The sequence below is a fragment of the Mycobacterium neumannii genome (genome assembly GCF_048452905.1).
GTDB lineage: Bacteria > Actinomycetota > Actinomycetes > Mycobacteriales > Mycobacteriaceae > Mycobacterium > Mycobacterium neumannii_B.
In genome coordinates, this window is the sequence record NZ_JBCGVF010000003.1 from 1,493,788 (window position 1) to 1,520,005 (window position 26,218).

Annotated in this window: 31 protein-coding genes and 2 riboswitches; of the genes, 19 read left to right on the plus strand and 12 right to left on the minus strand. The window is 67.4% G+C overall.

The features are described from left to right. Positions 1 to 24 precede the first annotated feature (24 nt). Genes AAHH99_RS13710 through AAHH99_RS13730 form a run of 5 tightly spaced genes read left to right on the plus strand, consistent with a single transcriptional unit; the run spans position 25 to position 3,779 of the window. Complete coding sequence (locus AAHH99_RS13710) at positions 25 to 1,620, plus strand: Na+/H+ antiporter subunit D (protein ID WP_418769089.1); 1,596 nt, start codon at positions 25 to 27, stop codon at positions 1,618 to 1,620. Positions 1,621 to 1,672: 52 nt separating this feature from the next. Beyond that, entirely contained in the window at positions 1,673 to 2,209 is a 537-nt protein-coding gene (locus tag AAHH99_RS13715; RefSeq protein ID WP_418769090.1) for a Na+/H+ antiporter subunit E, read from the plus strand. A gap of 31 nt (positions 2,210 to 2,240) precedes the next feature. Beyond that, complete coding sequence (locus AAHH99_RS13720) at positions 2,241 to 2,528, plus strand: monovalent cation/H+ antiporter complex subunit F (protein ID WP_418769091.1); 288 nt, start codon at positions 2,241 to 2,243, stop codon at positions 2,526 to 2,528. After that, on the plus strand, positions 2,525 to 2,887 hold the full coding sequence (mnhG, locus tag AAHH99_RS13725; RefSeq protein ID WP_418769092.1) for a monovalent cation/H(+) antiporter subunit G: 363 nt from the start codon (positions 2,525 to 2,527) through the stop codon (positions 2,885 to 2,887). The genes AAHH99_RS13720 and mnhG overlap by 4 nt, the downstream gene beginning before the upstream one ends. Further along, positions 2,874 to 3,779, plus strand: a complete 906-nt coding sequence (locus tag AAHH99_RS13730) for an SAM-dependent methyltransferase (RefSeq protein ID WP_418769093.1) — start codon at positions 2,874 to 2,876, stop codon at positions 3,777 to 3,779. The genes mnhG and AAHH99_RS13730 overlap by 14 nt, the downstream gene beginning before the upstream one ends. A 49-nt stretch (positions 3,780 to 3,828) precedes the next feature. Here AAHH99_RS13730 and AAHH99_RS13735 read toward each other — a convergent pair whose 3' ends face one another. From AAHH99_RS13735 to AAHH99_RS13755, 5 genes are read right to left on the minus strand one after another with little or no spacing between them, the layout of a single operon-like run. Next, the gene (locus AAHH99_RS13735) at positions 3,829 to 4,464 is read right to left on the minus strand and encodes an LON peptidase substrate-binding domain-containing protein (RefSeq protein WP_418769094.1); all 636 of its coding nucleotides are present in this window, start codon (positions 4,462 to 4,464) and stop codon (positions 3,829 to 3,831) included. A 2-nt stretch (positions 4,465 to 4,466) separates the two neighbouring features. Further along, on the minus strand, positions 4,467 to 5,600 hold the full coding sequence (locus tag AAHH99_RS13740) for a glutamate--cysteine ligase (RefSeq protein ID WP_418769628.1): 1,134 nt from the start codon (positions 5,598 to 5,600) through the stop codon (positions 4,467 to 4,469). Beyond that, positions 5,581 to 6,303, minus strand: a complete 723-nt coding sequence (gene sodC, locus AAHH99_RS13745) for a superoxide dismutase[Cu-Zn] (protein WP_418769095.1) — start codon at positions 6,301 to 6,303, stop codon at positions 5,581 to 5,583. Before sodC ends, AAHH99_RS13740 begins: the two co-directional genes overlap by 20 nt. 10 nt (positions 6,304 to 6,313) lie before the next feature. Next, positions 6,314 to 6,772, minus strand: a complete 459-nt coding sequence (locus tag AAHH99_RS13750; RefSeq protein WP_064399771.1) for a LytR C-terminal domain-containing protein — start codon at positions 6,770 to 6,772, stop codon at positions 6,314 to 6,316. Positions 6,773 to 6,812: 40 nt separating this feature from the next. Beyond that, positions 6,813 to 7,121 carry a DUF3263 domain-containing protein gene (locus AAHH99_RS13755; protein WP_064351385.1) on the minus strand — a complete coding sequence of 103 codons (309 nt, stop codon included), beginning with the start codon at positions 7,119 to 7,121 and terminating at the stop codon, positions 6,813 to 6,815. 137 nt (positions 7,122 to 7,258) lie between these two features. Between AAHH99_RS13755 and AAHH99_RS13760 the strand changes: the two genes are divergently transcribed. The 10 genes from AAHH99_RS13760 (at position 7,259) to AAHH99_RS13805 (ending at position 15,896) form a co-directional block, all read left to right on the plus strand. Next, positions 7,259 to 7,852 (plus strand): peptide deformylase, encoded by a 594-nt coding sequence (locus AAHH99_RS13760; protein WP_064399772.1) that lies wholly within the window; start codon positions 7,259 to 7,261, stop codon positions 7,850 to 7,852. 2 nt (positions 7,853 to 7,854) lie between these two features. Further along, positions 7,855 to 8,748, plus strand: a complete 894-nt coding sequence (locus AAHH99_RS13765; RefSeq protein ID WP_418769096.1) for an N-acetyltransferase family protein — start codon at positions 7,855 to 7,857, stop codon at positions 8,746 to 8,748. 3 nt (positions 8,749 to 8,751) lie between these two features. Continuing rightward, the gene (locus AAHH99_RS13770) at positions 8,752 to 9,567 is read left to right on the plus strand and encodes an exodeoxyribonuclease III (RefSeq protein WP_418769097.1); all 816 of its coding nucleotides are present in this window, start codon (positions 8,752 to 8,754) and stop codon (positions 9,565 to 9,567) included. Positions 9,568 to 9,640: 73 nt separating this feature from the next. Continuing rightward, positions 9,641 to 9,749: riboswitch (TPP riboswitch) on the plus strand. Next, positions 9,743 to 11,386 carry a phosphomethylpyrimidine synthase ThiC gene (thiC, locus tag AAHH99_RS13775; RefSeq protein ID WP_418769098.1) on the plus strand — a complete coding sequence of 548 codons (1,644 nt, stop codon included), beginning with the start codon at positions 9,743 to 9,745 and terminating at the stop codon, positions 11,384 to 11,386. It overlaps the preceding riboswitch by 7 nt. Further along, the gene (gene thiD / locus AAHH99_RS13780) at positions 11,383 to 12,219 is read left to right on the plus strand and encodes a bifunctional hydroxymethylpyrimidine kinase/phosphomethylpyrimidine kinase (RefSeq protein WP_418769099.1); all 837 of its coding nucleotides are present in this window, start codon (positions 11,383 to 11,385) and stop codon (positions 12,217 to 12,219) included. Before thiC ends, thiD begins: the two co-directional genes overlap by 4 nt. Further along, entirely contained in the window at positions 12,216 to 12,839 is a 624-nt protein-coding gene (locus AAHH99_RS13785; RefSeq protein WP_418769100.1) for an alpha/beta family hydrolase, read from the plus strand. The genes thiD and AAHH99_RS13785 overlap by 4 nt, the downstream gene beginning before the upstream one ends. Next, positions 12,829 to 13,278 carry a septum formation family protein gene (locus AAHH99_RS13790; RefSeq protein ID WP_418769101.1) on the plus strand — a complete coding sequence of 150 codons (450 nt, stop codon included), beginning with the start codon at positions 12,829 to 12,831 and terminating at the stop codon, positions 13,276 to 13,278. The genes AAHH99_RS13785 and AAHH99_RS13790 overlap by 11 nt, the downstream gene beginning before the upstream one ends. Positions 13,279 to 13,306: 28 nt before the next feature. After that, entirely contained in the window at positions 13,307 to 14,068 is a 762-nt protein-coding gene (locus AAHH99_RS13795; protein ID WP_418769102.1) for a septum formation family protein, read from the plus strand. A 42-nt stretch (positions 14,069 to 14,110) separates the two neighbouring features. Further along, on the plus strand, positions 14,111 to 15,598 hold the full coding sequence (locus AAHH99_RS13800) for a flavin-containing monooxygenase (RefSeq protein WP_418769103.1): 1,488 nt from the start codon (positions 14,111 to 14,113) through the stop codon (positions 15,596 to 15,598). A 19-nt stretch (positions 15,599 to 15,617) separates the two neighbouring features. Then, positions 15,618 to 15,896 carry a hypothetical protein gene (locus AAHH99_RS13805; RefSeq protein WP_064425291.1) on the plus strand — a complete coding sequence of 93 codons (279 nt, stop codon included), beginning with the start codon at positions 15,618 to 15,620 and terminating at the stop codon, positions 15,894 to 15,896. On the opposite strand, the gene AAHH99_RS13810 is transcribed toward AAHH99_RS13805, so the two are convergent. Then, on the minus strand, positions 15,863 to 17,104 hold the full coding sequence (locus tag AAHH99_RS13810; RefSeq protein ID WP_418769104.1) for a TetR/AcrR family transcriptional regulator: 1,242 nt from the start codon (positions 17,102 to 17,104) through the stop codon (positions 15,863 to 15,865). The genes AAHH99_RS13805 and AAHH99_RS13810 overlap by 34 nt on opposite strands. A gap of 104 nt (positions 17,105 to 17,208) precedes the next feature. Between AAHH99_RS13810 and AAHH99_RS13815 the strand changes: the two genes are divergently transcribed. Genes AAHH99_RS13815 through AAHH99_RS13830 form a run of 4 tightly spaced genes read left to right on the plus strand, consistent with a single transcriptional unit; the run spans position 17,209 to position 20,309 of the window. Beyond that, the gene (locus AAHH99_RS13815) at positions 17,209 to 17,433 is read left to right on the plus strand and encodes a hypothetical protein (protein WP_418769105.1); all 225 of its coding nucleotides are present in this window, start codon (positions 17,209 to 17,211) and stop codon (positions 17,431 to 17,433) included. Positions 17,434 to 17,446: 13 nt separating this feature from the next. Then, a complete protein-coding gene (locus AAHH99_RS13820; protein WP_418769106.1) occupies positions 17,447 to 17,788 on the plus strand; it encodes a hypothetical protein in 342 nt (113 codons plus the stop codon). 14 nt (positions 17,789 to 17,802) lie between these two features. Then, a complete protein-coding gene (locus AAHH99_RS13825) occupies positions 17,803 to 19,023 on the plus strand; it encodes an APC family permease (RefSeq protein ID WP_418769107.1) in 1,221 nt (406 codons plus the stop codon). Beyond that, positions 19,020 to 20,309, plus strand: a complete 1,290-nt coding sequence (locus tag AAHH99_RS13830) for a uracil-xanthine permease family protein (RefSeq protein WP_418769108.1) — start codon at positions 19,020 to 19,022, stop codon at positions 20,307 to 20,309. The genes AAHH99_RS13825 and AAHH99_RS13830 overlap by 4 nt, the downstream gene beginning before the upstream one ends. Here the strand turns inward: AAHH99_RS13830 and AAHH99_RS13835 are convergent. The 6 genes from AAHH99_RS13835 to thiO form a co-directional block, all read right to left on the minus strand. After that, positions 20,263 to 21,753: a M28 family peptidase gene (locus AAHH99_RS13835; protein ID WP_418769109.1), complete on the minus strand. Its 1,491-nt coding sequence runs from the start codon at positions 21,751 to 21,753 to the stop codon at positions 20,263 to 20,265. The genes AAHH99_RS13830 and AAHH99_RS13835 overlap by 47 nt on opposite strands. Continuing rightward, complete coding sequence (locus AAHH99_RS13840) at positions 21,750 to 23,285, minus strand: M28 family metallopeptidase (RefSeq protein ID WP_418769110.1); 1,536 nt, start codon at positions 23,283 to 23,285, stop codon at positions 21,750 to 21,752. The genes AAHH99_RS13835 and AAHH99_RS13840 overlap by 4 nt, the downstream gene beginning before the upstream one ends. A gap of 28 nt (positions 23,286 to 23,313) precedes the next feature. After that, positions 23,314 to 24,087, minus strand: coding sequence for an SGNH/GDSL hydrolase family protein (locus AAHH99_RS13845; protein ID WP_418769111.1), 774 nt, complete (start codon positions 24,085 to 24,087; stop codon positions 23,314 to 23,316). Continuing rightward, entirely contained in the window at positions 24,084 to 24,875 is a 792-nt protein-coding gene (locus AAHH99_RS13850; RefSeq protein ID WP_418769112.1) for a thiazole synthase, read from the minus strand. Before AAHH99_RS13850 ends, AAHH99_RS13845 begins: the two co-directional genes overlap by 4 nt. After that, the gene (thiS, locus tag AAHH99_RS13855; RefSeq protein ID WP_064399789.1) at positions 24,868 to 25,065 is read right to left on the minus strand and encodes a sulfur carrier protein ThiS; all 198 of its coding nucleotides are present in this window, start codon (positions 25,063 to 25,065) and stop codon (positions 24,868 to 24,870) included. The genes AAHH99_RS13850 and thiS overlap by 8 nt, the downstream gene beginning before the upstream one ends. Then, entirely contained in the window at positions 25,062 to 26,075 is a 1,014-nt protein-coding gene (thiO, locus tag AAHH99_RS13860; RefSeq protein WP_418769113.1) for a glycine oxidase ThiO, read from the minus strand. Before thiO ends, thiS begins: the two co-directional genes overlap by 4 nt. Beyond that, positions 26,061 to 26,175: riboswitch (TPP riboswitch) on the minus strand. Its footprint overlaps the gene before it by 15 nt. Between the last annotated feature and the right edge of the window lie 43 nt (positions 26,176 to 26,218).

Consider the following 26,218-nt stretch of genomic DNA (forward strand, 5'->3'; position numbering starts at 1 on the left):
GCGAGAAGTGAAGGCGGACTGCGCATGACGTTGGCGGCCACCTTGATACCCCTGCCCGTCCTGCTCCCGACGCTGGGCGCGGCGACCACACTGATCGCGGGCCGGCGGCCACGACTGCAGCGGCTACTCACGCTCGTCGTGTTGTCTGTCGTCGTCGCGGTGTGTGGCGCGCTGCTCTACCTCGCCGACAGGGACGGCACGCTCGTGCTCCACGTCGGCGGCTGGGGACAGTCGGTGCCCGGGATGGGTCCGCTGGGCATCACGCTGGTGGTGGACCGGTTGTCGGCGCTGATGCTCGTCATCTCGGCGATCGTGCTGCTGGCCGTGGTGTTCTACGCCATCGGACAGGGTGTCCGCGACGGTGACGAACGCCAACCGGTGTCGATCTTCATGCCCACCTACCTGGTGTTGTCGGCCGGCGTCTGCATGGCGTTCCTCGCCGGTGACCTGTTCAACCTCTTCGTCGGTTTCGAGGTGCTGCTGGCCGCGAGCTTCGTGCTGCTGACGGTCGGAGCCAGCAAGGACCGTGTCCGCGCGGGCATCTCGTATGTGATGGTGTCGATGGTCGGGTCGCTGATCTTCCTGTTCGGTCTCGCGCTGGTCTACGGTGCCACCGGAACGCTGAACTTGGCGGAGCTCTCCGTGCGCCTCGACGAGGTGTCGGGCGGAGTCCGTTCGGCGATGTTCGCCGTGCTGCTGGTGGCGTTCGGCATCAAGGCCGCGGTGTTCCCGCTCTCGGCCTGGCTGCCCGACTCCTACCCGACCGCACCTGCACCGGTCACCGCCGTGTTCGCCGGCCTGCTCACGAAGGTCGGCGTCTATTCGATCATTCGGGCGCACTCGCTGTTGTTCCCCGACGGAGGGCTCGACCCGGTGCTGTTGGTGGCCGCGTTGTTGACGATGCTGATCGGCATCCTCGGTGCGATCGCGCAGAGCGACATCAAACGACTGCTGTCGTTCACGCTGGTGAGCCACATCGGTTACATGGTGTTCGGCATCGCGTTGTCCAACCAGCTCGGCATGTCCGGCGCTATTTACTATGTGGCCCACCACATTCTGGTGCAGACCACGCTGTTCCTGGTCGTCGGGTTGATCGAACGCCAGGCTGGGGCGTCGACCTTGGACCGCCTGGGCGGTTTGGCGGCCGCCAGTCCGCTGCTCGCCTTCGTGTTCGTCATCCCGGCACTCAATCTCGGTGGCATACCACCGTTCTCCGGTTTCATCGGCAAGGTCGCGCTGCTCGAGGCCGGCGCGCAGGACGGCTCGGTGCTGGCCTGGACGCTGGTGGCCGGCGGTGTGGTGACGAGCTTGCTGACGCTGTACGTGGTCGTGCGGGTGTGGACCAAGGCGTTCTGGCGCTCGCGCGAGGACGCGCCCGAAGGACATCTGTCCGCGGCGCTGCCGTCGGCGTTGCTCGACGAACCCGAGGACATCCAGTTCGTCGACCGCGACCACGTCGGCCGCATGCCGGCGGGGATGGTCGGGCCCACGGGTGCGCTGATCGCGGCCGGGCTCGCGCTCACAGTGCTCGCCGGACCGATATTCGCTTACAGCGAAAGGGCTTCCAACGAGGTGCTCGACCGGAGCGAGTACATCACTGCCGTGGTGGGGCCGCGATGAGCGCTTGCGCGAAGAGCACAGGACACCGATGAAGGTATCGAAGAAAGCTCCGATGAGAAGCGTTGCGCTGCGCGTCTGGATCTTCTGCTGGCTGGTGTTCGTCTGGATCCTGCTGTGGGGCACCTTCTCCGCGGCCAATGTGCTCTCGGGTGCGGCCGTCGCGGCGTTGATCACATGGCTCCTGCCCCTGCCCGCCGTGCCGGTCGAAGGCAAGTTGCACGTGCTGTCGCTGATCCGGCTTCTGCTCACCGTCGCCTACCGGTTGGTGCTGTCATCGGGACAGGTTGCGATGCTGGCGGTGAAACCCCGCCCGCCGCTGTCGGCCGTTCTGCGGGCACAGCTTTCCGTCAAGTCAGACCTGGTGCTGTCGTTGGCGGTCGTCATCTTCAACCTGATTCCCGGATCGATCGTGCTCGAGATCGACCAGACCCGTCGGCTGCTCTACATGCATGTCATCGACGTCGGCTCCGACCGCGCACTGCAAGCGTTCTACCACCAGGTCGCCGTGATCGAACGGCTACTGGTAGCGGCATTCGAGCGTCCCGAGGACTGGCGCCCCGCGCATGAGCACGAGGAGCACCAAGCATGAGCCCCCAACGAGATGCGAAGGCGGAGCACGCATGATCACCGTCTGGGTCATCGCCGCGGTGATGATGACCGCCGCCGCCGCGATCACGATGTTCCGTCTCCTGGCCGGGCCGAGCACACTGGACCGCCTGGTCGCCGTCGACACGCTCATCGCCGTGGCGATGTGCGGGATCGGCATCTGGAGCGCCTACAGCCTGGACAGCACCGTCACCTACGGCATGGCCGCGTTGGCGTTGATCAGCTTCGTCGGCACGGTCAGCGTCGCCCGATTCCGCGTCCCCGACGTGGACAGGTCCCGCACCATCGGGGGGCGAGGATGACGGGACTCGACATCCTCACGAGCGTGCTGGTGCTGGGCGGCTCGTCGCTCGCGCTGACCGCCGCGATCGGCGTCCTCCGTTTCCCCGACACGTTGACGCGCATGCACGCGGCGTCCAAGCCGCAGGTCCTCGGGCTGCTGCTGGTGATCATCGGCGCCGGGGTACGGCTGCGCGGCAACGCCGATATCGGCATGCTCGTACTCACCGGCTTGTTCACCTTGATCACCGCACCGGTGGTGGCGAACCGGGTTGGTCAGCTCGCGTATCGGGAACAGAACGTCCGAGACGATCTGTTGACCGCGGACGAGATTGACGAGTTCGCCGACCACACGGAAAGCAGTGCCGATGGCCAGGACTGACGACGACAGCCGGGGCATCACCGAGAGTGTGGGCGCGACGGCGCTGGGGGTGGCCTGGTCTCGTGCGCTGGAGCAGAACACCGACTGCCCGCTCTTCACCGATCCGTACGCCCAGATGTTCGTCGACGCGGCGGTGGAACAGGGTTGGCAACCGCCCTCTGCCCACATGGCCGAACGCATCCGCTCGATCGGAGGCTACGCGGCGTCGCGCACCAAATGGTTCGACGAGTTTTTCATCGCCGCGGGCGCCAACGGCATCGATCAGGTGGTGATTCTGGCGGCCGGGCTCGATGCGCGGGCCTGGCGATTGCCATGGATCGATGGCACCGTCGTCTTCGAGATCGATCAACCCCGGGTGCTGACATTCAAGGTCGACACGTTGCGTCGACACGAAGTTCAGTCGGCCGCCAAGTACATCCCGGTGCCGATCGACTTGCGCGAGGATTGGCCACGGGCCCTGCGGGACGCGGGGTTCGACGCGACCGAGCCGACCGCGTGGGCCGCCGAGGGGCTGCTCCCGTATCTGCCCGCAAGCGGACAGGACCTGCTGTTCGAACGGATCCATCAACTCAGTGCGCGGGGCAGCCGCGTCGGCGTCGAGTCGTTCGACGCGGGCTTCTTCGATCCGAAGTACCTGGCGAGCCGGCGCGAGAAGCTGGCCGAGTACCGCAGGCAGGCCGGCGACGACGGTAGCGACGACGCGTTCGACGTACAGGACCTCTGGTACACCGAGGAACGGACCGAGGTAACCGACTGGCTCACCGACCGCGGTTGGGACGTGACCTCGATCAGCGCCGCTGATCTGATGGACCGTTACGGCCGGTGCGCCGCCGGCGAGCCCGATGACACCACCCCGCGCACACTGTTCGTCGAGGGACAACGAATCTGCTGACAACCGCGGTCGGCCAAATCAGCGTCACGAGCAGTTCACCGCGGAATGACTACTCCCCCGACAACTGGAACTCGACCATTGCGGTCACGGTCTCGACGGCGTCGCTCAGCGCCGCCAGCCGCTCGGCGACCGTCGGCGCAGCCAGTACCGCGTAGCGGTCGGCCTGCCCCATCGGCAGGCGAGAGGTCAACGTGTACAACCACTTACCGGCATCGCCGGACGCGTCCGCACCCGCCACGAATTCGCGGGCATTGACCTCTGCGCCGCGTGCGGCTGCGATCCGTTCGAACAGCGCGACCATGCGGTCCTCCACGTCACGGATCGCGTCCACCTCGACGGGCTCACCCGGCTGATCGGGCCACGGTTCTACCGCTGCGCGTGGATACGGGTCGTCGGGCTGCCACTCGATGACCCGTATACGTTCGCCTACCGCGCATTTGAGGCGGTAGCGGCCGTCACCGAAATCGGCGACCTCGCCAATGTGCGCCAGCGCGCCGACGTCGCTGCGGACATCCCCGCCGCCCACTTCCCTGCCCGCCGTTATCAACACGACGCCGAACGCCGGGTCCTCGGTGGCCAGACAGTCCGAAACCAGTGCGCTGTAACGCGGTTCGAAGATCCGCAACGGAAGATCCTCGCCGGGCAGCATCGCCACCTGCAGCGGGAACATCGGGATGGCCGCCACGTCTACAGCTCCAGTTCGGCGACCAGAGCGTCGACAACGGCGCGCAGGTCGCCGTCGTGCTCCTCGGCGACGCGGCGTTGACGTTGATACGATCCGCCGCCACCGTAGATGTCGGCGACGCGCCGTAATTCATCGGCGCATTGCAGCGATGCGGCCACCGGTTCGAGTCGGTTGAGCAGCTCGTCGAGATCCTCGGTCACCAACCGTTCGTTGCTGTTCGCATCCTGGATGATGATGGCGTCGAGGCCGTAACGCGCTGCGCGCCACTTGTTCTCCTGCACATGCCACGGCGGCATGGTCGGAAGCGACTCACCGGCGTCGAGCCGCCGGTCGAGGTCGACGACCAGACAATGCGTCAACGCCACCAACGCACCCAACTCGCGCAGATTGGAGACACCGTCGAATATCCGGATCTCCACCGTCCCGATATGCGGCGAAGGCCGGACATCCCAACGGATTTCGTTCATGTGGTCGATGATGCCGGTCTTCTTCTGGTCGTAGACAAAACGCTCCCACTCCGCCCACGACTGGAAGTGGAAGGGCAGCCCGGCCGTCGGCAGCTGCTGAAACATCATCGCCCGGTTGGACGCATAGCCGGTGTCCTCACCGTCCCAGAAGGGGGACGACGCCGACAGGGCCAACAGATGCGGGTAGTGGTTGAGCAGCGAGGTGTTGATCGGCATCACCTTGTGCGCGGACCGGACCCCGACGTGCACGTGCACGCCCCAGATCAGCATCTGCCTTCCCCACCACTGGGTGCGCTTGATCAGTTCGGCGTAGCGAGGGGCGTCGGTCAGGCTGCCCGGTGACCACTTCGCGAACGGGTGGGTGCCCGCGCAGAACAACTCCATACCGCGGCCCCGGACGATCTCGCGGGCCGCCACCAACGTCGAACGCAGGTCGATCATCGCCTCGGGCACCGAATCGCAGACGCCCGTGACGATCTCGACGGTGTTGCGCAGCAGTTCCTTGTGCACGCGCGGGTTGTTCTCGCCGAGCTCCTCGATGACCGCGGTTGCCTCGTTGCTCAGGTCCCGCGTCGTCGCGTCGACGAGCGCGAACTCCCACTCGACCCCGACCGTCGGTCTGGGCGAGCCGACGAAATCGATGTGGCTGTTAGCCGGTACGGATAACACCGCATGCCACCCGCGATCCGGCGTCACCGGTCGCCAGAGTGGTTGCATCCGGCGGCGGGTCGCCGTTGACCTGCTGGTAGCGCTCCGGCGGAATGTTGGCGAAGTTGTCCGCCTTCTCGTGGATGATGATCGCGGTGCCCGCGCCCGAAGTGAGTTCCTCGGCGGTGAACGCGTCAGTCGTCGTCAGGACCCTGGCCGAACCGTCCTCGCGGACCTGCAGCGACGTCAGGTCACCGCTCGCGGGGTGACCGCTGTGGCCGGGCACCTGGAAGTGTCCGCCCGCCGAGTTGAAGTTCCCCGGCGCTCCACCGGTGGGCGCGACCGAGTTGGCCTCGCACTTGCCGACCTGATGGATGTGCATGCCATGGAAGCCGGGCGTCAGCCTTCCGGGCGTGGTGGTCTCGACGCTGATCGTCGCGTAGCCGCCACTGAACTGGATGTCAGCGGTCGCCACCGGTGTGCCGTCCGCAAGCTTCAATTCGGCGGTGAGCGTTTCGCCTTCGCCCTGGCCTTGACCTTGGCCCTCTGCCTGCCCGCCGCCGTGACCACCGCCCTCACCCGGCGGGGCCGAGGGAGGCGGAGATCCGGTCCAGACGGACGGCGGGGTGCCCTGCACGTTGCTGGGCTCCTCGGGCGCCGCACAGGCGCTCAAGGCGAGTGCGGGGACAGCGAACAAGGCAGCGGCGGCGACGGTCTTGAACATGTGCACGAGCCTAACCGGTGACCACCACAATGACGCCCGGCGGTTGTTCGGCGAGTGCGGGCAATCGCGGTTCGACGGGCGCCTCGAGCAGACGTCCCACCTCTTCTGCGGCCTCCTGCTCGCCGGGCGCGTCGCTGAAGTACACGGTGGTGGCCGCCACGTCCGCCAGTTCGAGGTTGCCGGTCTCGGTGACGTTCCAACCGGCCTCGCGCAGCCGTCCGGCGGTACCCTCGGCCGCGCCCGCGACGGTGGAGATGTTGAAGACCCGGACCTCGGCATCGGCCGGTGCCGGCGCTTCCGACGTCGTAGTCGCGGTGGTCGTGGTCGCGGTCGCCAGCGGCGGCGCGTCCTCCTCGTCGCTGTCGGAACCCATCGCCTGGAACGCCACCAACAGGAAAACGACGCCAAGGAAGAGCAGCACCATCACCATGGCGCGCAGGGGCAGCCCCGACGAATCTCGCTGGTTCATTGCGCCCACCTTATCGAGCGGACCTCACGGCCCGGGAAACTCAGGTGACGTCGAAGCCGAGACGGCGTGCCGCCCGCGCCTTCTGCCTGCTGGCTCTCAGTCGCCGCAACCGCTTGACCAGCATCGGATCGGCGGCGAGCGCCTCAGGTCGGTCGACGAGCGCGTTCAGCACCTGGTAGTAGCGGGTGGCCGACATGGAGAACAACTCCTTGATGGCGTCTTCCTTGGAGCCCGCGTATTTCCACCACTGCCGCTCGAACGCGAGAATGTCGTGCTCGCGTCGAGTCAGCCCATCGGAGAGTTCAGAGTTGTCTCCGGATTGTTCAGTCCGCGCGATCGCGCCGTCCATCTGGCTCTTGGACCCTTCCGACAACTTGAATGACATCGCTGTGGTTCGGCGCTCATTCAACCACGTGATGGGCTGATGAGCGGTTCGACATGCCCGCGAGTCGGGCAGCAAGGATTGCCGACTTAAGATTTTCGACCATGGCAGTCGTTCCGATCCGCATCGTAGGAGATCCCGTCCTGCACACAGCCACCGAGCCGGTGCCGGTCGGCGAGGACGGTTCGTTGCCCGCCGATCTCGCCGACTTGATCGCCGACCTGTTCGACACGATGGACGCCGCGAACGGGGTTGGCTTGGCCGCGAACCAGATCGGCGTCTCCAAGCGGGTGTTCGTCTACGACTGCGCCGAGGTGCGCGGTCGCATCACCCGCCGCCGCGGTGTGGTCGTCAATCCGGTGTTGGAGACCTCCGAAGTTCCCGAGACCATGCCGGATCCGGACGACGACGACGAGGGTTGCCTTTCGGTGCCCGGGGAGTCGTTCCCGACGGGCCGGGCCGACTGGGCGAGGGTGACGGGGCTGGACGCAGAAGGCAATCCGATCACCCTCGAGGGCACCGACCTGTTCGCCCGGATGCTGCAGCACGAGACGGGTCACCTCGACGGCTTCCTTTACCTGGACCGCTTGGTCGGCAGGCATGCGCGCAGCGCCAAGCGTGCGGTGAAGTCGCACGGCTGGGGGGTGCCGGGGTTGTCGTGGATGCCCGGTAAGGACCCCGATCCGTTCGGTCACTGACCGTGCCCGCGCTGCCCGCGATCGGCACACGCGTGACGGTGCGTTACCGGCGGCCGGCCGGTTCGACACCACCTCTGACCGACGTGGTCGGTCATGTCGTCGACGTCGGTGTGGCACTGGGGATTCGGACGAAGCGGGGGACCGTCGTACGGGTGGATCTCGACGATGTCGTCGCCATCAAGGAGGTGCCCGCCGCACCCGTGCGCACCGCCGAGATCCGCAACGTCGAACACGCGGCCGCGTTGGCGTGGCCGGGTGTCGAACAGGAATGGCTGGGCGGCTGGCTGCTGCGCGCCGCAGGAGGCCACACGCACCGCGGCAATTCCGCTGTTCCGCTGCGCTTTGACGCCGGCGCCACGGCGATTCCGGCGATCGTCAGCTGGTACGGCGAGCGGGGGCTGACACCGTGGCTTTCAATACCCGATCGGCTGTTCCGGCCGACAGAAGCTTCGCCACACCTCGAGACCGAGGTCATGACAAGCGATTTGAGCGACACGGCGACCGAGGCAGGTGTGGTTCTGACCGAGACGCCCGACGCCGACTGGCTGCACCTGTACCGCCGCGCCGTGCCTGTCGACGTGCTGACCGCCGTCATCGACGGTGAGGTCGCGTTCGCGACGATCCCCGGTGCGGCCGTCGGCAGGGCCGCTGTGACGACGGCGCCGTGCGGCCGGCGCTGGGTCGGGCTGTCGGCGGTGCGGGTCGACGAGCAGGCCCGCGGTCGAGGTCTGGCGCGCGCACTGTGTTCGACACTGTTGGGTTGGGGGGCCCAGCGGGGTGCGACCGGCGGCTACGCGCAGGTGCTGGTCGACAACGCGGTGGCCCTCGGCCTCTACAGGTCGATGGGTTTCCAGAAGCAGCACCGCAGCCGCTATGTCGACGCTCGTAGCCTGTAAGCCATGCGGATCGCCACCTGGAACGTCAACTCGATTCGGGCTCGGGTCGAACGGGTCACCGACTGGCTCGAGCGAGCCGACGTCGACGTGCTGGCGATGCAGGAGACCAAGTGCAACGACGAGCAATTCCCGGTCATGCCGTTCCTGGCCGCCGGCTACGAGGTGACCCACTGCGGCTTCAACCAGTGGAACGGCGTGGCGATCGCGTCCCGCGTCGGTATCGAGGATGTGCAGGTGGGCTTTGACGATCAGCCGACTTGGAGCGACAAGCCCGAGGCAGAGGCAGCCGCGGAAGCCCGCGCCCTCGGTGCCACCTGCAACGGAGTCCGTGTGTGGAGTCTGTACGTGCCGAACGGCCGGTTCGTCGGCTCGCCACACTACGCGTATAAGCTGGAATGGCTTGCCGCCCTGCATAATACGGCACACAAGTGGTTGTCTGATGACCCGGCCGCGCAGATCGCACTCGTCGGCGACTGGAACATCGCGCCGACCGACGAGGACGTCTGGAGCGTCGAGTTCTACCAAGGCAGCACCCACGTCACCGCACCAGAACGCGAGGCGTTCAACGCGGTGGTGGAAGCGGGTTTCGCCGACGTGGTGCGGCCGTCCACTCCCGGGCCGGGGGTCTACACCTACTGGGACTACACACAGCTGCGGTTTCCGAAGAACCGCGGCATGCGCATCGACTTCATCCTCGGCTCACCCGCGCTCGCCGAACGCGTCACGCACGCCGAGATCGTCCGTGATGAACGCAAGAGCGGCAAGGACCGCATCGGCGCCCCCAGCGATCACGCCCCGGTGATGATCGAACTGGAGTGAGCGCGACGGTCCGCTTCCGACGATTCTCCCGTCGCCTCTTCCCGATTCCTCCGCGTCTGCGCTAGCGTGGCAGGCGTCCACACACGGGAGCGCGCACCAGCGCGCTGAGAGGACGGGTGGGCCCGTCGACCGTACGAACCTGACCGGGTAATGCCGGCGTAGGGAGATAGCTCGAATGACGCACGTCGCAAATAGTCCTGTCAATCCGTCCGTCACCACCGGCCCGATCGAGGGCAGCACGAAGGTGTATCGAGAGCTCGACGAAGTGCCCGGCGCGAAGATCCCATTGCGCCGGGTGCACCTGACCAACGGTGAGCATCTCGACCTGTACGACACCTCCGGTCCGTATACCGACCCGACGGCGGCCCTCGATCTGCAGGCAGGCTTGCCTGCGCGCCCGGGCGTCGTGCGCGACCGCGGGACGCAGCTACAGCGGGCTCGTAGCGGCGAGATCACCGCCGAGATGGCGTTCATCGCCGCACGTGAGCGAGTTCCTGTCGAGCTGGTCCGTGACGAGGTCGCGGCGGGCAGGGCCGTCATACCCGCGAACCACAATCACCCCGAGACCGAGCCGATGATCATCGGCAAGGCGTTCGCGGTGAAAGTCAATGCCAACATCGGCAATTCGGCGGTGACCAGTTCCATCGCCGAGGAGGTCGACAAGATGGTGTGGGCCACCCGTTGGGGCGCCGACACGATCATGGACCTGTCCACGGGCCGCGACATCCACACGACTCGGGAGTGGATCCTGCGCAACTCCCCGGTGCCGGTCGGCACGGTTCCGATCTACCAGGCCCTCGAGAAGGTCAACGGCGACCCGGCCGCGCTGACGTGGGAACTGTACCGCGACACCGTGATCGAACAGTGCGAACAGGGCGTGGACTACATGACCGTGCATGCCGGCGTGCTGCTGCGTTACGTCCCGCTAACGGCCAAGCGTGTCACCGGAATCGTCAGTCGCGGCGGTTCCATCATGGCCGCCTGGTGCCTGGCACACCACCGGGAATCGTTCCTGTACACCCACTTCGATGAACTGTGCCAGATCCTGCAGCGCTATGACGTGACGTTCTCACTCGGCGACGGCCTGCGACCCGGCTCGATCGCCGACGCCAACGACGCCGCCCAGTTCGCCGAGCTGCGTACGCTCGGCGAGCTCACGAAGATCGCGAAATCGCATGGCGTACAGGTGATGATCGAGGGACCGGGCCACGTGCCGATGCACAAGATCGTCGAGAACGTCCGGCTCGAGGAGGAGTGGTGCGAGGAGGCGCCGTTCTACACGCTGGGTCCACTGGCGACCGACATCGCACCGGCCTATGACCACATCACCAGCGCAATCGGCGCGGCGATCATCGCGCAGGCCGGCACCGCGATGCTCTGTTACGTGACGCCGAAGGAACACCTCGGCCTGCCCGACCGCAAAGACGTCAAAGATGGCGTCATCGCCTACAAGATCGCCGCGCACGCCGCCGATCTCGCAAAGGGACACCCACACGCTCAGGAACGCGACGACGCGCTGTCTCGTGCACGCTTCGAGTTCCGCTGGCACGACCAGTTCGCACTGTCACTGGATCCCGACACCGCCCGCGAATTCCACGACGAGACACTGCCCGCCGAACCGGCCAAGACCGCACACTTCTGCTCGATGTGCGGGCCGAAGTTCTGTTCCATGCGCATCACGCAGGACGTCCGCGACTACGCTGCCAAGCACGGGCTCGACAGCGAGGAGGCGATCGAAGCCGCGATGGAGATGGGAATGGCCGAGAAGTCACGCGAATTCTCCGAACACGGCAACCGCGTGTACCTGCCGCTGGCATGAGCTACCTGCCACTGCCCCCGCCCCGTACCACCCCGGTGCGGGTGATGACGATCGCCGGATCCGATTCCGGCGGAGGCGCGGGAATCCAGGCCGACATGCGCACGTTCGCTCTGCTCGGGGTGCACAGCCTGGTTGCGGTCACCGCCGTCACGGTTCAGAATTCGGTCGGGGTCTCGGGTTTTCACGAGATCCCACTCGACGTCATCGCGGGGCAGATGGAAGCAGTGGCCTCCGACATCGGCGTGCAGGCAGCCAAGACGGGGATGCTGGCGTCGTCGGAGATCATCGACACCGTCGCCGAAACCTGGCGCGCACAGGGCATGGACGGTTCGGTGCCCTTGGTCGTCGACCCGGTGTGCGCATCCATGCACGGTGATCCCCTGTTGCATCCCAGCGCGCTGGATTCGCTGCGGGCACAACTGTTCCCGCTGGCGACATTGGTGACACCGAACCTCGACGAGGTGCGCCTTCTCACCGGTATTGAGGTCATTGATTCCTCATCCCAGCGAGAGGCGGCCCGCGCGCTGCACGCACTCGGTCCGCAGTGGGCACTGGTCAAGGGAGGCCACCTGCGAGCGTCGGCGCAGAGTCCCGATCTGCTGTTCGACGGCACCGAGTTCCACGAATTCGGCGCCACGCGCATCGACACCGGCCACGACCACGGCGCCGGGGACACGTTGGCCGCGGCCATCGCCAGCGCGCTGGCGCACGGTTACTCGGTACCCGACGCGGTCGCGTTCGGTAAACGCTGGGTCACCGAATGTCTGCGTGCCGCTTATCCGTTGGGACGGGGTCACGGCCCGGTGTCGGCGCTGTTCAGGCTCACCGAGTGAACCTCGAACCGATCGCGGGTGTCGCCCACGAACCCGATGCCGACCCCGCCGGTGTCGTCGTACTCACCCACGGCGCCGGCGGCAGCAGGGAAGCGCCGCTACTCAAGAGGCTCTGCGACGAGTGGGCCGGACGCGGTTGGCTTGCGGTGCGCTACAACCTGCCCTACCGGCGCCGACGGCCGAAGGGCCCGCCGTCCGGGTCCGCCAAGGCCGACCAGGCCGGAGTGATCGAGGCCATCGACGTCGCCCGCACACTCGCCGACGGTCCCGTCATCGCGGGCGGGCACTCGTACGGCGGGCGGATGACATCGATGGCGGTGGCCGACCGCGCGGCCGACATCGACGTTCTGACACTGTTCTCCTATCCCCTGCATCCGCCGGGAAAGCCGGAACGCGTACGCACCGAACACCTTCCGCGCATCACGGTACCGACGGTGTTCACGCACGGCACCGCCGACCCGTTCGGATCGATCGACGAACTCCGGTCCGCAGCCACCCTGATCGGCGCACCCGCCGAGGTCGTCGAGATCACCGGCGCCCGGCACGATCTGGCCTCCAAGACACTCAATGTGCCTACGCTGGCAGTCGATGCGGCATTACGGTTGACGGGTGCGTCCTAGCCACTGGGTGATCGTCGCGGTTGTCGCGATCGGCATCGGCGCCATGGCGGCGATCGGTTGGTTCTACATCGTCGAACCACGCATGACGACCACGGTGCGCGCCGACCACCTACGGCTCGGAGATTGTGTGCGCACGCGTGAGTCCGACGTTCTGCCGCAGGAAGTCAAGCGAGTGGACTGCGACGGTCCCCACTACGGGGAGGTGTTCGCGATCCTGCGCGCACCCGATGCGCGGGACTATCCCGGCGAGGACGCCCTGAGAAGGATCGGCGACCAGTGCAGTGGGCGGTTCTTCGACTACGCGCCGAATATCCCCGAGGGGCCGACCTTTCGGCTTGCGATCGGCTATCCGAGTGCGCAGGCATGGTCGGAGGGGGCACGGTCGGTGGTCTGCGTCGCGATGGCCAAGAACGAACGCTGGGGTTCGATCCGCAGCTAGAAGGCGGTGAGCGCGATACGGTTGCCGCGTGACAACGCCGCCGGGTCCTCCCCCGCCGTACGGACCACCGCCGTCCTACGGCGGGCAGCCACCCGATCCGTACCCGCCGCCGGGGTCCGCGTACCCGCCGCCGCCACCCCCAGCGAACTACCCGCCACCGCCGCCGCCGAACTACCCGCCACCGCCGCCGCCCCCGTACGCGCAACAGGGGTCCTATTACGCGCCGCCCCAAGACCGCCCCACGAACTGGTGGGCCATCGTTTCGCTGGTCTTCGGCCTGCTCGGCGGCGTTCTGATCAGCGTCGTCTGCGGCATCGTCGGCTTGAAAAAAGCCAGGGAGGGCCACGGCGGCCGCGGCTTGGCGATCGCCGGCCTGGTGCTGTCGGCGCTGTGGGCGGCGGTGGCCGTCGTCGCCCTGCTGGTGTACTTCCTCATCGGCAACGGCACGGTGACCGCGACCGACGTCAAGGAGGGTGACTGCCTGGCCGACATCCCGGACAACACCCGGGTGCTGACCATGAAGACGATCGGATGTGACGAGGCCCACGCAGGTGAGGTCTTCGCCGTCCTCCAGATGCCCGACGGCGCGTTTCCCGGCCAGGCAGCGATCGACGCCTACGCCGAGAAGTGCAGCCCCGAATTGGCCGCTTACGCGCCGGAAGCGATGACGGACAGTTACGTTCAGCTGTATGTGCTCTATCCCACGGCCGAAACCTGGGAGCAGGGTGACCGGGCCGTGACCTGCATTGCGACGCTCGATCCGCCGCGAACCGGCTCGCTAAAGCGCTGACGCCTCCCCGATACTGCCTGGTCGCTGCGGTACCGTTTTCCTATGACTTCGGAACTACTCGACGCCGTCATCGTCGGCGCGGGTTTCGGGGGGATCGGCGCGGCTATCCAGCTCAAGCGGATGGGATATCAGGACTTCGTCATCCTCGACCGCGAGGACGACCTGGGCGGCACCTGGCACGTCAATCGTTACCCCGGGTTGGCGGTCGATGTGCCGACAACCACCTACTCGTATTACTTCGAGCCCAACCCGAACTGGTCGCGGCTGTACTCCACCGGTGACGAGATCAAGCAGTACGCCGCTGACGTCGCCGACAAGTACGACGTGCGTAAGCACATGCGGTTCAACACGCTCGTCGAAGGCGCCTGCTGGGATGAGGAAACCGAGGTGTGGCGGGTCACGCTGGCCGGTGGCGAGGCACTGTCGGCGCGCTACCTGATCACAGCCACCGGGTTCCTGTCGCAACCGAACACACCCGAGATTCCGGGCATCGAAAGCTTCGCCGGCAGGATCATTCACACCACCGCATGGGACAACACCTACGACCTCGATGGCCGTCGTGTGGCGGTCATCGGCACCGGTGCGACCGCGGTGCAGCTGATTCCGGAACTGGCCAAGAAAGCGGCCGACCTGACCGTCTACCAGCGCACGCCGGTGTGGGTGGTACCCAGACTCGACTTCCCCATCCCCAAGCCCATCAAGCGGCTGTTCTCCCGGGTTCCCTTGACGCAACGCGCACTTCGGGCCGTCACCGACGTGATCTATGAGTTTTTCCTTTTCGTCGGACTCCGACACCGACAGCTCCTGTTCCGGCGCCTGAACGTTGCGGCGTCCGACGTGGCCAAGATGCATCGCTTCTTTTCCGTGCGCGATCGCGAGCTGCGGATGCAGTTGACCCCCGACTACGACTTCGGCTGCAAGCGCCCGACGTTCTCCAACAGCTACTACCGGGTGTTCACCAAACCGAATGTGCACCTGCAAAGTTCGGGGATCGAGCACATCGAACCCGACGGCGTCGTCTCCGCCGACGGAACGAAGACCCAGATCGACACGCTCGTGCTGGCGACGGGCTTCAATCTGTGGGAGGCGAACATCCCGGCGATCGAGATCATCGGCCGCAAAGGGCGCAACCTGGGGAAGTGGTGGCGCGACACGAGGTTTCAGGCTTATCAGGGCGTCACGGTGCCCTACTTCCCCAACTATCTCAGTATGGCGAGCCCCTATGCCTTCCTCGGGCTGAATTTCTTCAACACGGTGGAATACCAGATGCGCCACATGGATCGGCTGTTCGGTGAGATGAAGCGCCGGGGCGCAACGACGTTCGAGGTCACCGAGGACGCCAACGCTCGCTATCTCGACCGCATGACCAAGCTCATGGGAAACTCGGTGTTCATGGCAGGCAACTGCGCGGATTCGCGGTCGTACTATTTCGACCCCAACGGCGAGGCCACGTTGCTGCAGCCGGTGGCCACCCGTAGAGCCATCAAAGAGGCGTCACAGTATCCTCTGAGCGACTATCGGATTGCGTGAGCAGAGAGGAACACCGGCTGTGTCACTTCAGGAATCGAGCAGCGGTTCACGCGCGGCCACGGTGGCCGGCCTGGGCCTGGCCGGGGTCGGGCTCAGCCACTTCGTCAAGCCGGAGCTGTTCGAATCGGTGACGGTGCAGGCGTTCCCACACAACACCCGCCAGTTCATCTACGTCAACGGCGGTATCGAGACGGCGCTGGGGCTCGGGCTGGCGGCCCGCAAAACCCGCAAACTCGCCGTCCTCGGCACCCTCGGCTACCTCGCCTACTTGGCGGGCAACGTCGCACGTAACCGGTAGCGGCCCAACAGAGTCACGTCCAGCAGCCGCTGCAGAATCGCCCGGTTCTTCGGTGAGTTCGCGTAGCGCATCAACCGGCCCAGGTCGATCACCAACGCCATGGCCGCGTGCACGGCGAACCTGGCCTGGCTTGGCGTCCAATCGGGGCGCACGGCGACCACCAACTCCACCACCGATTCGACGGTGGTGCGCTGCATGTTTCGCAAGATCTTCTGATCCGTCGGCGACATGTGCAGCCGCTCGGAGTAGTAGACGTAGTCGAGTTCGGGATGTGCGAACGACCTGGCCACGTAGGCATCGATGACCGCGGCGAGGGCGTCCTCGGGGTCGGCGTTGGCAGCGGTGATCGCTGTCAGCTCGTCGGAGAGCCGGTCGGCCGCCCGCCGGAAGACGGCGGCCAGGATATCGCTCTTGCCCGCGAAGTACCGGTAGATCCCTGACGCGGGCATGCCGACGGCCGCGGCGATGTCCTCCATGCCCGTGTCGCGGTATCCCTTGATGTTGAACAAGCGCATGGACTCGTTGAGCAGCGCTTCATATCGCGACGGCTCGATGGCGGTGGGAACGGGTGCGACCGGCTGCTCGGCGACGTCGTCGCCGTGGGGCAACTCGGTGGCGGCCAGCGCTATCGCGAGATCCGACAGCAGCACCCGCACCTGGCCGGCGGGTAGCTTCGCCCGGTGGTCGACGACGCTGCCGGTGACCGACAGGACCGCGATGGACAACGTCCACCGCTGATGGGAGGTCAGATCCGGACGCATGGCGCAGATGGGGCGTTGGATGCGGCGGTTGACGGTACGCATCTGCGCGATCAGCGACGCTTGGTCGTCGCCGCGCAGATACCGCGCCTCCCACCGGTACAGCCCGCCTGACTCCCGGTTCGCCATCGCGGTCTCGATGAGCGCCACGGCCAACCGGTGCAGTTCTGATTCGGGGTCCTCGAGCTCGGCCTCGTCGATGAACGCGGTGGCGTCCACCAGCTGCTGCCCCAGATTGAGCACGGCATCGCGGAAGAGGTCGTACTTGCTCGCGTAGTGCCGGTAGAGGGCGGCCGCCGAGATCCCGACCCGCGATGCGATCGACTCCATGCTCACGCCGTAGAAGCCCAGGGTGCTGAACGCCTCGGCGGATGCCCGGGCGATCTGGGCTTTTCGGTCTTTCGGCCGGCGCCGGACCGCGTCACCGCTCGCCGGCCGAGTGCGCGACATGGCAGACACGATATCGGACCGACCCCCGCCATACCGGTCCAGTACCACCGTCGGTATCGGTTCGAACTTGCCAGACGACATAGAATGACGATTAACATAATGGTGTGTTCGGCGCGCTCCGCAAGCTTCTGGGCTTTCAGGTCACGATCGGTGAGTTGATCGTGGTGGCGCTCGTCCTCGGCACGCCGTACCTGCTGGTCGGCGTGTTCTGGTCGACCACCCACACCGACCATCTGCACGCCATGACCGGCGCCGACCTGGTCGTTTCATATCTGGGGTCGATCGCCTCATGGCCGGTGCTGCTGTTTGCTGACGTGTGCATGATATGAACGGGGGAACACATTGTCCGACCACCACCACCGTCTCGCATGGACCGGGATCATCGCCGCCGTCGTACTGGGCGCCGCCCTGCTGGCGCTGAACTTTCCCGTGTTCTTGGACAGCTACGACCAGTACGGCTGGCAGGTCAAATGTGGGACCGGGTACCTCAGCGACCTGACCCAGGCAGCCGCGGCCGGCGGCGACACCAACTACGTCGAGCAGTGTAAGTCCGCGCTGCTGACGCGACGGCTGTGGACGGTCCCGCTGGCACTGCTCGGCGGTGCCGGGCTGCTCGTGGCGCTCGTCGCCTCAGCGACGACCTCCGCCCGCGAGTCGTTGCATCCGCACCACAACAACGCCTGAAATAGCATTCCGGCGTGAGCACGCCGACCGGGCCTGCGCTGCCCCGCCGGGTCGGCACCTTCGACGCGGTAGTCATCGGGCTGGGTTCGATGCTGGGCGCGGGCATCTTCGTCGCCGTCGGGCCCGCCGCCGCGGCGGCCGGTTCGGGACTGCTGATCGGGCTGGCGGTCGCCGCAGTCGTGGCCTACTGCAACGCCACCTCGTCGGCCTGGCTGGCCGCGCGGTACCCCGAGTCCGGCGGCACATACGTCTACGGGCGTGAGCGGCTCGGCCGGTTCTGGGGCTACACCGCGGGGTGGAGTTTCATCGTCGGCAAGACCGCATCGTGCGCGGCGATGGCGCTCACCGTCGGCTACTACGTGTGGCCCGAAGCGGCCCGCGGCGTCGCGGTCGGGGCGGTCGCCGCACTGACCGCACTGAACTACGCGGGCATCCGTAAGTCGGCGCTGCTGACGCGCGTCATCGTCGCCCTGGTACTGGCGGTGCTGGCCACCGTGGTGGTCACCGTCCTCGGCTTCGGGGAGGTCGAGTTGACCCGCCTGTCGGCCGGCGCCGACGTCTCCGTCGCCGGCGTGCTGCAGGCCGCCGGATTGTTGTTCTTCGCGTTCGCGGGCTATGCACGGATCGCGACACTTGGCGAAGAGGTCCGCGACCCCGCCCGCACCATCCCCCGCGCGATACCGCTGGCTCTGGCCATCACGCTCGTGGTGTACACCCTGGTCGCCGCCGCTGTTGTCGCCGAATTAGGCAGCGCGGCAACGGCTTCAGCAGCCGCACCGCTTGCCGACGCGGTGACCTCGGCCGGCTTCCCAGCACTGGAGCCCGTCGTGCGGGTCGGCGCAGCGGTGGCCGCCCTCGGGTCACTGCTGGCGCTCATCCTCGGGGTGTCGCGCACGACGCTGGCGATGGCGCGCGATCGCCACCTGCCGCACACGCTGTCGCGCGTGCACCCGAGATTCGGCAGCCCACACCGCGCCGAGGTCGTCGTCGGCCTCGCCGTGGCCGCGCTCGCCGCCACCGTGGACGTCCGCACCGCGATCGGCTTCTCGTCGTTCACCGTCCTCGTCTACTACGCGATCGCCAACGCGTCGGCTTGGACGCTCGGCCGCCGGACGGTTCCGGCGGTCGGGCTGGCGGGTTGTGTGGTGCTGGCGTTGCTGCTTCCGGGGCCGTCGGCAGTGGCCGGCGCTTGCGTGGTGCTCGCGGGCGCGCTGGCTTACCGTCTTAGACCGTGATCGAGCTGAGCTGGAAGCGCGTCGACGCCAACCCCGGCGATGACTTCGTCGTGGCACCCGACGAACGTCTCGGCTGGGGCCGGACGATCGGACTCGGCGCCCAGCACGTCGTGGCCATGTTCGGCGCCACCTTCCTGGTCCCCGTCCTCACCGGCTTCCCACCGGCGACGACGCTGTTGTTCTCGGGCGTCGGGACGGTGCTGTTCCTGCTCATCACGGGCAATCGGTTGCCCAGCTACCTGGGTTCGAGCTTCTCGGTGATCGCACCGGTCACCGCGGCGGTCGCCTCGCACGGAACGGGAAGCGCCCTTGGCGGACTCGTGGCGGTCGGCCTCGCGCTGGTGGCGATCGGCGGTCTGGTCCACCTGGTCGGCACGCACTGGCTCGACGTGACGCTTCCCCCGGTGGTGACCGGGGCGATCGTCGCGCTGATCGGCTTCAACCTGGCGCCCTCGGCCAAGGCCAACTTCGAACAGGGTCCGGTGGTCGGGCTCGTCACCCTGGTGCTCCTGGTGGCGACGCTGGCGTTCTTCCGCGGCATCGTCGGCCGGCTGGCCATCTTCCTGGCCGTCCTCGTCGGATACCTGCTCGCGCTGATGCTCGGTGAGATCGACACCGCACCGATCGCCGCCGCTCCGTGGCTCGGGTTGCCGGAGTTCCAGGCGCCGACGTTCACCGTCGCGGTGTTGCCGATGTTTCTGCCCGCGGTGATCGCCTTGGTCGCCGAGAACATCGGGCACGTGAAATCGGTCGGCCAGATGACCGCCACCGATGTCGACCCGGTGATGGGCCGGGCACTAGCCGCCGACGGTGTGGCCACCACGCTGGCCGGTTTCGGCGGCGGCTCTGCGACCACCACTTACGCCGAGAACATCGGCGTGATGGCGGCGACGCGGGTGTATTCCACTGCGGCGTACTGGGTTGCGGGGGCCGTGGCGATCCTGCTCTCGCTGTGCCCGAAGGTCGGCGCGGCGATCTCGGCGATACCCGCGGGCGTGCTCGGTGGGGCGACCGTGGTGCTCTACGGCCTCGTCGGCGTGCTGGGAGTCCGGATCTGGCTGACCAACGGGGTCGACTTCTCCCGGCCGATCAATCAGATGACCGCGGCCATCCCACTGATCATCGGCATCGCCGACTTCACTTGGCACGTAGGAACATTGACCTTCACCGGAATCGCGCTGGGTTCGATAGCCGCCCTGGCGGTCTATCACGGCATGCGGCTGTTGGGATTCCGCCAGGCTAGCGAGCGGCCCGCTGCCGTTGGTCCCGGGACGGAACACCGTTGACGCCGTCGACCGACCGCGCGTAGGTCGCCACGGCGTAGGTGACCGCAGGCCCCAGGACCGACAGCGCGTCGCGATTGACGTTCTCCACGGTGTCGCGCTTGGTGCGGTAGTTCGGGTCGAAGGGGACACCTGCCCTCCCACCCCAAAGCCGAGCCTGAATCTCGCTCTTACGTTGTGACGAACCGGCTGTCAGGCCGCCGACCGGCACTCCGGCAGCGAGAAACGGGTAGTAGTCGGTGAATTCGCTCAGCGGCATGTCCGCGGGCCGCACGCCCGCCGTGTTGAGATAGCCGGCCAGCATCCGCTCGATACCGGCCGAACCCGCGGGCACCGACCGCGCGGGGATGGCCGGGTTCGGTGTAGCGGACTGGTCACCGTCGTAGGTGAAGTAGCCGGCATTCGGCGAACCGAGCATGTCGAAGCCCAGATACAGCGCGATGTCGCGGAGTTCGTCGGGCGAGAGCCCTTGAACGTACCTCGTCGGTCCGGCCAGCCCGTTCTCCTCCGAGGCCCAGAACACGAACCGCACGGCGTTGGCGATCGGCGGCTGCGGACCCAGTGTCGCAGCGGTCTCCAGCAGCGCCGCGATACCCGTTCCGTCGTCGTTCACTCCGGGGCTTGCTGCCGAGCTGTCGAGGTGCGCACCCGCCAGGACGACGTTACGGGCGTCCCCGGTCTTGGTCTGCGCCACGAGGTTTCGGGTCTTCTTCATGACCGGCTTACGGTCGAGCACAAGGCGTACCGGCGCCGAGGTCCGCCGCAGGGCAGCGTCGGCTTCGCGGCCGATGACCCCGACGGGAACGGTCAGGTCCTGGTAGTAGCCGGGGGTGAACAGGCCCGCCGGGCTCCCGCCGCCACCGGGCGAGCTGACGACAAGCAGGCCCACGGCGCCCTCCGAGACGGCCGCGTTCTGTTTTGCGACCACCGAGCAGCCCGTGTCGTCGACGATGGCGATCGCGCCCCGCACCGAGGTGCCGTCGTAGTCGGCGGTCCGGCAACCGGCGGGCTTCGCCGGGCGAAGCGTCACGGCGTTCAGCCCGCCGCGCGGCGTGGTGATCAGCAGGGAGGCCTGGTCGACGGGATATTCGCGCCCGCTCACCCGCATCGACGGATTGCCGCCCACACTGCGGTCGAGCAGCTCGAACTCAGGGGTGTGGACGTCGAATCCCTTGTCGCGCAGGAACTGTGCGACGTAGTCGACGGTGGCGTCGTATCCGGGTTTGCCGTTGGCGCGGTTACCGCCGTTGGTGTCGGCGATCTGCTGCAGTTTCTGCAGGTGGGCGAACATCGCGTCGGCGGCGACCTTGTCCGCCATCTCCTGTGGCGACGGCGGTGCCGGCGCCGGCGACGAGCACGAGGTCATGGCTCCGACGACCCCAATGACGACTCCGATCACGACTCCCGCCACACCGACCAAACGGAGGGAGGCCGCCCATCTCTTCATGAGGCGAGCGGATGTCGGACGCGCAGATCGCGCGTGGGGATTCCATTCGGCCCACCTTGGTCCTGGGCGTAGATACCGACGGCGTAGGACACACCCGCCCCGTGAATGCCGAGTGCGGTGCGGTCGATGTGCTCGAGGGTGTCCGATTCCTTGTGGTAGTTGGGGTCGAACGGCTGCTCCGCCTCACCACCCCACATCTCGGCTTGCTCGGGCGTCATCTTGGCTTCGGCGCCCGAGAAGGTGCCACCGGCCGGGATGCCCGCCAGGGTGAACCCGTCGTAGTCGGAGCGACCGTCGAAGCTGGTGTCCTCGGCCGGCTTTCCAGCCGCGTCGAGGTAATCGACCAGCGTGCGTTCCACACCCGCCGCCCCTTCCGGTACCCGGGCGATCGCGCCTTCCTCACCGGGCGGCAGGGACTGATTCCCGTCATAGGTGAAGTAACCGGGGTTCGGGGAACCCACCATGTCGAAGTTGAGGTAGAGCGAGATGTCCTTGAGGGCATCGACATCCAGCGACTCCAGATAGTTGTTCGATCCGAACAACCCGACCTCCTCAGCACCCCAAAAACCGAACCGTACCGCGTTCTGGACGTCGGGGGAACCGCCCAACTGCACTGCGGACTCGAGCACGGCCGCCACGCCGGACCCGTTGTCGTTGATGCCCGGCCCCTCCGGGACGCTGTCCAGATGCGCGCCGGCCATCACGACGTTTCCGGTGTCGCCCGTTCGGGTCTGGGCGATGACGTTGCGGGTCCGCTCCTTGCGCACACCCGCATTCAGCTTGAGGGTGACGTCTCCCGGTTCGGCCCGTAGCCGATCGCCCTCCGCCTTGGTGATGCTGACGACCGGGATGGTTGCCTCCGTGTCCTCGCCGAGGGTGCCGCCCATCTCGTCGTTGTCCTCGCTGTTGGCGACGAGAAGAGCCACCGCGCCGCGTTCGGCGGCCGCCTCCTCCTTCTGGGAGAACTGGCACTTGCCACGGTCGACGAGCACGACGGCGCCCTCGACGGGCAAGCCGTCGTAGTCGGAGACCGTGCACCCCGGGGAGTCCTCGACGCGGGCGAGCACCAGCGGGCCCGACACCCCACCCGGCGGTGTGCCGATCGTGAAGTTCAACGGTCTGGCCTTGACCGCGTCGCCGCCGACGGTCAGCGCGGGTTCGTCGGCGAACGGCAGCCGCACCTCGAATTCCGGTGTCTGCACGTCGAAGCCCTTGTCGCGCAGGGTGTTAGCGACGTATTCGACGCTGGCGTCGTAGCCTGGGGTACCCAGGGCACGGTTGCCGTCGTTGTTGTCGGCGATCTCCTGCAGCCGGACCAGATGCTGGTAGATGGCGTCGGCGGAGGTGCGCTGCGCGAGCGACCTGGCGAAGTCCACGGCGGCCGGCGACACCCCCGCCTGGGTGGTGGGTGGCTGCACCACCGGTTGGGGCTCCTCGTCACGGCCGCAGCCCCCGAGTGCGACGACGCCGGCCGAGATGAGGGCGATCGTCTTCGTTGTCTTCGAAAGCTTGGAAACCTTTGTGTGGCTCATTGCCCACTACGTTAGCGTCGCCCGGGCGCTAGCCCGCCAGCTGCGCGACGACGAGGTCGGCCACGGCGCGCATGCCCGCCGCGTTGGGGTGCAGGGGTGCGGGCCTTCCCGGTCTCACCAAGTCGGTCAGCCCGAACCGGGTCGTCCACGGTTCGGCCGACCACGCATGATGGGGGCGGCTGTGCTCGGCGGCCCGCACGAGGCCGCAGGCGGTGGCCGCGGCCGCCTCTGCGGTCAGCCGCGCCAGCGTGTCGGCGACGTGGCGGCCGGTCGCCACGTCGGTGTCGGATAACGGCGGCGCAGGCACACCCGGCGGTGGTAGCAGCGTGAGGTAGTCGACGAACAGCACCGTCGCGCGAGGTGAGTGGGCCCGCACGGTCCGGCCGACCTCCTCGAGCGCCACAGCGACCTGTGCCAGCGCATCATCGCGCGCCCGCGGATCCAGCTGCGCGCGCAGCACCGTCCGCAGCAGCGGGAGCTTGCGGGCAACGCGTGGCAGGCCCGCCGCGAACAGCATCGGCACATAGCCGACGTCGTTGCCGCCGATGGTCACCGTCACCAGGTCTTCGGATCCGGTCAGAGCCGAGATCTGAGGCGGCGCACCGTGTTGCGGTTCGCGCAGGACGTTCGCGGTGGTCGCGCCGGAATAGGTCACGTCGACGAGGTCGAGACCCAGCTTCGCGGCTACCAGATGCGGATAGTTGCGCGCAGAGCGGCCGGCGGACCAGGGTGCACCGTCGGCGCGGGGTCCGATCCCGGGACCCGCTGCCATCGAACTGCCCAGTGCGACATAGCGTCTCATCGAGATGGGCTGGACGCCTGCGCCCAGAACCGCTTCGGGATGCGGCCGGCCTGGCGAGCCAGGCGTCCCGCGGTGACCGCGGCGGCCATCGCCGCCGCCATGGTCGGCGGGTCGGCGGCGCGGGTCACGGCAGTGGCCAAAAGCACGGCGTCACACCCCAACTCCATCGCCATCGCGGCGTCACTCGCGGTGCCGATGCCCGCGTCGAGCACCACCGGCACCGAAGCGGCGTCGACGATCATCTCGATGTTGTGCGGGTTGGCGATTCCCAGTCCCGTTCCGATCGGCGATCCCAGCGGCATCACCGCCGCGCACCCGACATCCTCGAGCCGTCGCGCGAGTACCGGATCGTCGTTGGTGTACGGCAGGACCGTGAAACCATCGTCGACCAATTGTTCGGCCGCCCTTACTAGTTCGACGGCATCGGGCAGCAGCGTGCGCTCATCGGCGATGACTTCCAGCTTCACCCACTCGGTGTGCAGCGCCTCGCGAGCCAGTTGTGCGGTCATCACCGCCTCGGCCGCGCCCCGGCAGCCCGCGGTGTTCGGCAAGGGGGTGATGCCCAGCCGGTTGAGCAGCTCGAGCACGCCGGTGCCGCCGTCGGCGTCGACGCGTCGCATCGCCACCGTCGTCAACTCGGTGCCCGATGCGACAAGCGCTTCTTCGAGCACGGCCAGATTCGCCGCGCCTCCGGTGCCCAGGATGAGCCGCGAACCGAACTCGCGGCCGGCGATGGTCAACTTCGAGACCGATGCTCCGCTCGCGCGAAGGGTGTCGGGGCTAGCCACCCTGCACCGCCGTCACCACCTCCACGCGAGCGCCGTCCGACAGGGCGGTGTCCCAGTCCGATTTCGGCAGCACCGACCAGTCCACCGCGACGGCGATGCCCTTCTCCGGAAAGCCGAGACGCGCCAGCAGCGCGGCGACCGTCGTCGAGGCGTCCACTTCGACCGCTTCGTCGTTGACCAGTACCTTCATTGCGTTGCTCCAATCGTGACATTGAGTTCGGCGGCGATCCGTTCGGCCGTCCATGGGGCGAGGAGAAATCCGTTGCGCCCGTGGCCCGCGGCGACCAGTGTGCGCTCGTCGAGGCGTTCGACGAGCGGTAATCCATCCGGCGTCATCGGCCGCAGGCCCGCGGCGCATTCGGCGAGTTCGTATTCGCCCAGCGCGGGCACCACCGCGCAGGCGTCATCGAGCAGTTCGCGCACACCTGTCACCGCGGGCGCGGTGTCGCGGCCATGTTCGTACTGCGTCGCGCCGACGACGACCCCGTCGGCCCGCGGCACCAGGTATACCTGCCTGCCGTGCACCCGGGCCCGAATGACCCGCTGGGGCACCGGCATGCAGCCGCGGCGCCACCGCAACCGCAACACCTCGCCCTTGACCGGCCGGATCGGCAGGTCGGGCCACAGCGTCGGGGCGTCGATGCCGTTCGCAATCACGACGGCGTCGGCCTGCACCTCGGTGAGGTCGGACACGGGGGGCGCCCAGTGCACACCGAGCCCTTCGCACACCACGGCCAAGGCTCGCACCAGCAACCGATTGTCAACTGCTAGTTCGGTTTCGGCTCGGAATCCGTGCCTGATCCCTTGGGCCAGCAGCGGTTCTATGTCGCGCGCCGACGTCGTCGCCGTCACCGGATGCCCTTGAGCCGCAAGCCACTCGCCCACCGTCCTGAGGTCGCTCGCGTCGGCGCGGTCGACGGCGACCACCAGTGATTCGCGCGCGGTGACCACCTCGTCGGGCAGCCCGTCGAGGAAGCCGCCGTGCCACAGGTGCAGCGACTCCAGGCCGAGCTGCAACAGCTTCTCCTCGCCGGGCCAGCCCTCGCTGTGGGGTGCGAGCATGCCGCCGGCGACCCACGACGCACCGCGAGCGTCGGTGCGGTGCACCCGCACGTCCCAGCCGTCGCGGCGGGCGCGCCGGGCGACGGCCAGACCGATGATGCCGCCGCCGATCACGGCCAGGCTTGCTTTGGTCAACATCCCTCCCTTCGCCGGCATGACCCGGATCAGGTGCGACGGTAAAGGCAGGTTCGAATGCCCACTCTCAGTCCCCGCTCCCGGGACTCCCGCGTTCGTCAACCCACAGTACCCGCTGGTTAGGCCACTAACGACGAGCCGCTAGC

Coding starts and splice junctions, on each gene's coding strand:
- AAHH99_RS13710 (WP_418769089.1), top strand. CDS start 25: ATGACGTTGGCGGCCACCTTGATACCCCTGCCCGTCCTGCTCCCGACG.
- AAHH99_RS13715 (WP_418769090.1), top strand. CDS start 1,673: ATGAGAAGCGTTGCGCTGCGCGTCTGGATCTTCTGCTGGCTGGTGTTC.
- AAHH99_RS13720 (WP_418769091.1), top strand. CDS start 2,241: ATGATCACCGTCTGGGTCATCGCCGCGGTGATGATGACCGCCGCCGCC.
- mnhG (WP_418769092.1), top strand. CDS start 2,525: ATGACGGGACTCGACATCCTCACGAGCGTGCTGGTGCTGGGCGGCTCG.
- AAHH99_RS13730 (WP_418769093.1), top strand. CDS start 2,874: ATGGCCAGGACTGACGACGACAGCCGGGGCATCACCGAGAGTGTGGGC.
- sodC (WP_418769095.1), bottom strand. CDS start 6,303: ATGTTCAAGACCGTCGCCGCCGCTGCCTTGTTCGCTGTCCCCGCACTC.
- AAHH99_RS13750 (WP_064399771.1), bottom strand. CDS start 6,772: ATGAACCAGCGAGATTCGTCGGGGCTGCCCCTGCGCGCCATGGTGATG.
- AAHH99_RS13755 (WP_064351385.1), bottom strand. CDS start 7,121: ATGGACGGCGCGATCGCGCGGACTGAACAATCCGGAGACAACTCTGAA.
- AAHH99_RS13760 (WP_064399772.1), top strand. CDS start 7,259: ATGGCAGTCGTTCCGATCCGCATCGTAGGAGATCCCGTCCTGCACACA.
- AAHH99_RS13770 (WP_418769097.1), top strand. CDS start 8,752: ATGCGGATCGCCACCTGGAACGTCAACTCGATTCGGGCTCGGGTCGAA.
- thiC (WP_418769098.1), top strand. CDS start 9,743: ATGACGCACGTCGCAAATAGTCCTGTCAATCCGTCCGTCACCACCGGC.
- thiD (WP_418769099.1), top strand. CDS start 11,383: ATGAGCTACCTGCCACTGCCCCCGCCCCGTACCACCCCGGTGCGGGTG.
- AAHH99_RS13800 (WP_418769103.1), top strand. CDS start 14,111: ATGACTTCGGAACTACTCGACGCCGTCATCGTCGGCGCGGGTTTCGGG.
- AAHH99_RS13810 (WP_418769104.1), bottom strand. CDS start 17,104: ATGTCGCGCACTCGGCCGGCGAGCGGTGACGCGGTCCGGCGCCGGCCG.
- AAHH99_RS13835 (WP_418769109.1), bottom strand. CDS start 21,753: ATGAAGAGATGGGCGGCCTCCCTCCGTTTGGTCGGTGTGGCGGGAGTC.
- AAHH99_RS13840 (WP_418769110.1), bottom strand. CDS start 23,285: ATGAGCCACACAAAGGTTTCCAAGCTTTCGAAGACAACGAAGACGATC.
- AAHH99_RS13845 (WP_418769111.1), bottom strand. CDS start 24,087: ATGAGACGCTATGTCGCACTGGGCAGTTCGATGGCAGCGGGTCCCGGG.
- thiS (WP_064399789.1), bottom strand. CDS start 25,065: ATGAAGGTACTGGTCAACGACGAAGCGGTCGAAGTGGACGCCTCGACG.
- thiO (WP_418769113.1), bottom strand. CDS start 26,075: ATGTTGACCAAAGCAAGCCTGGCCGTGATCGGCGGCGGCATCATCGGT.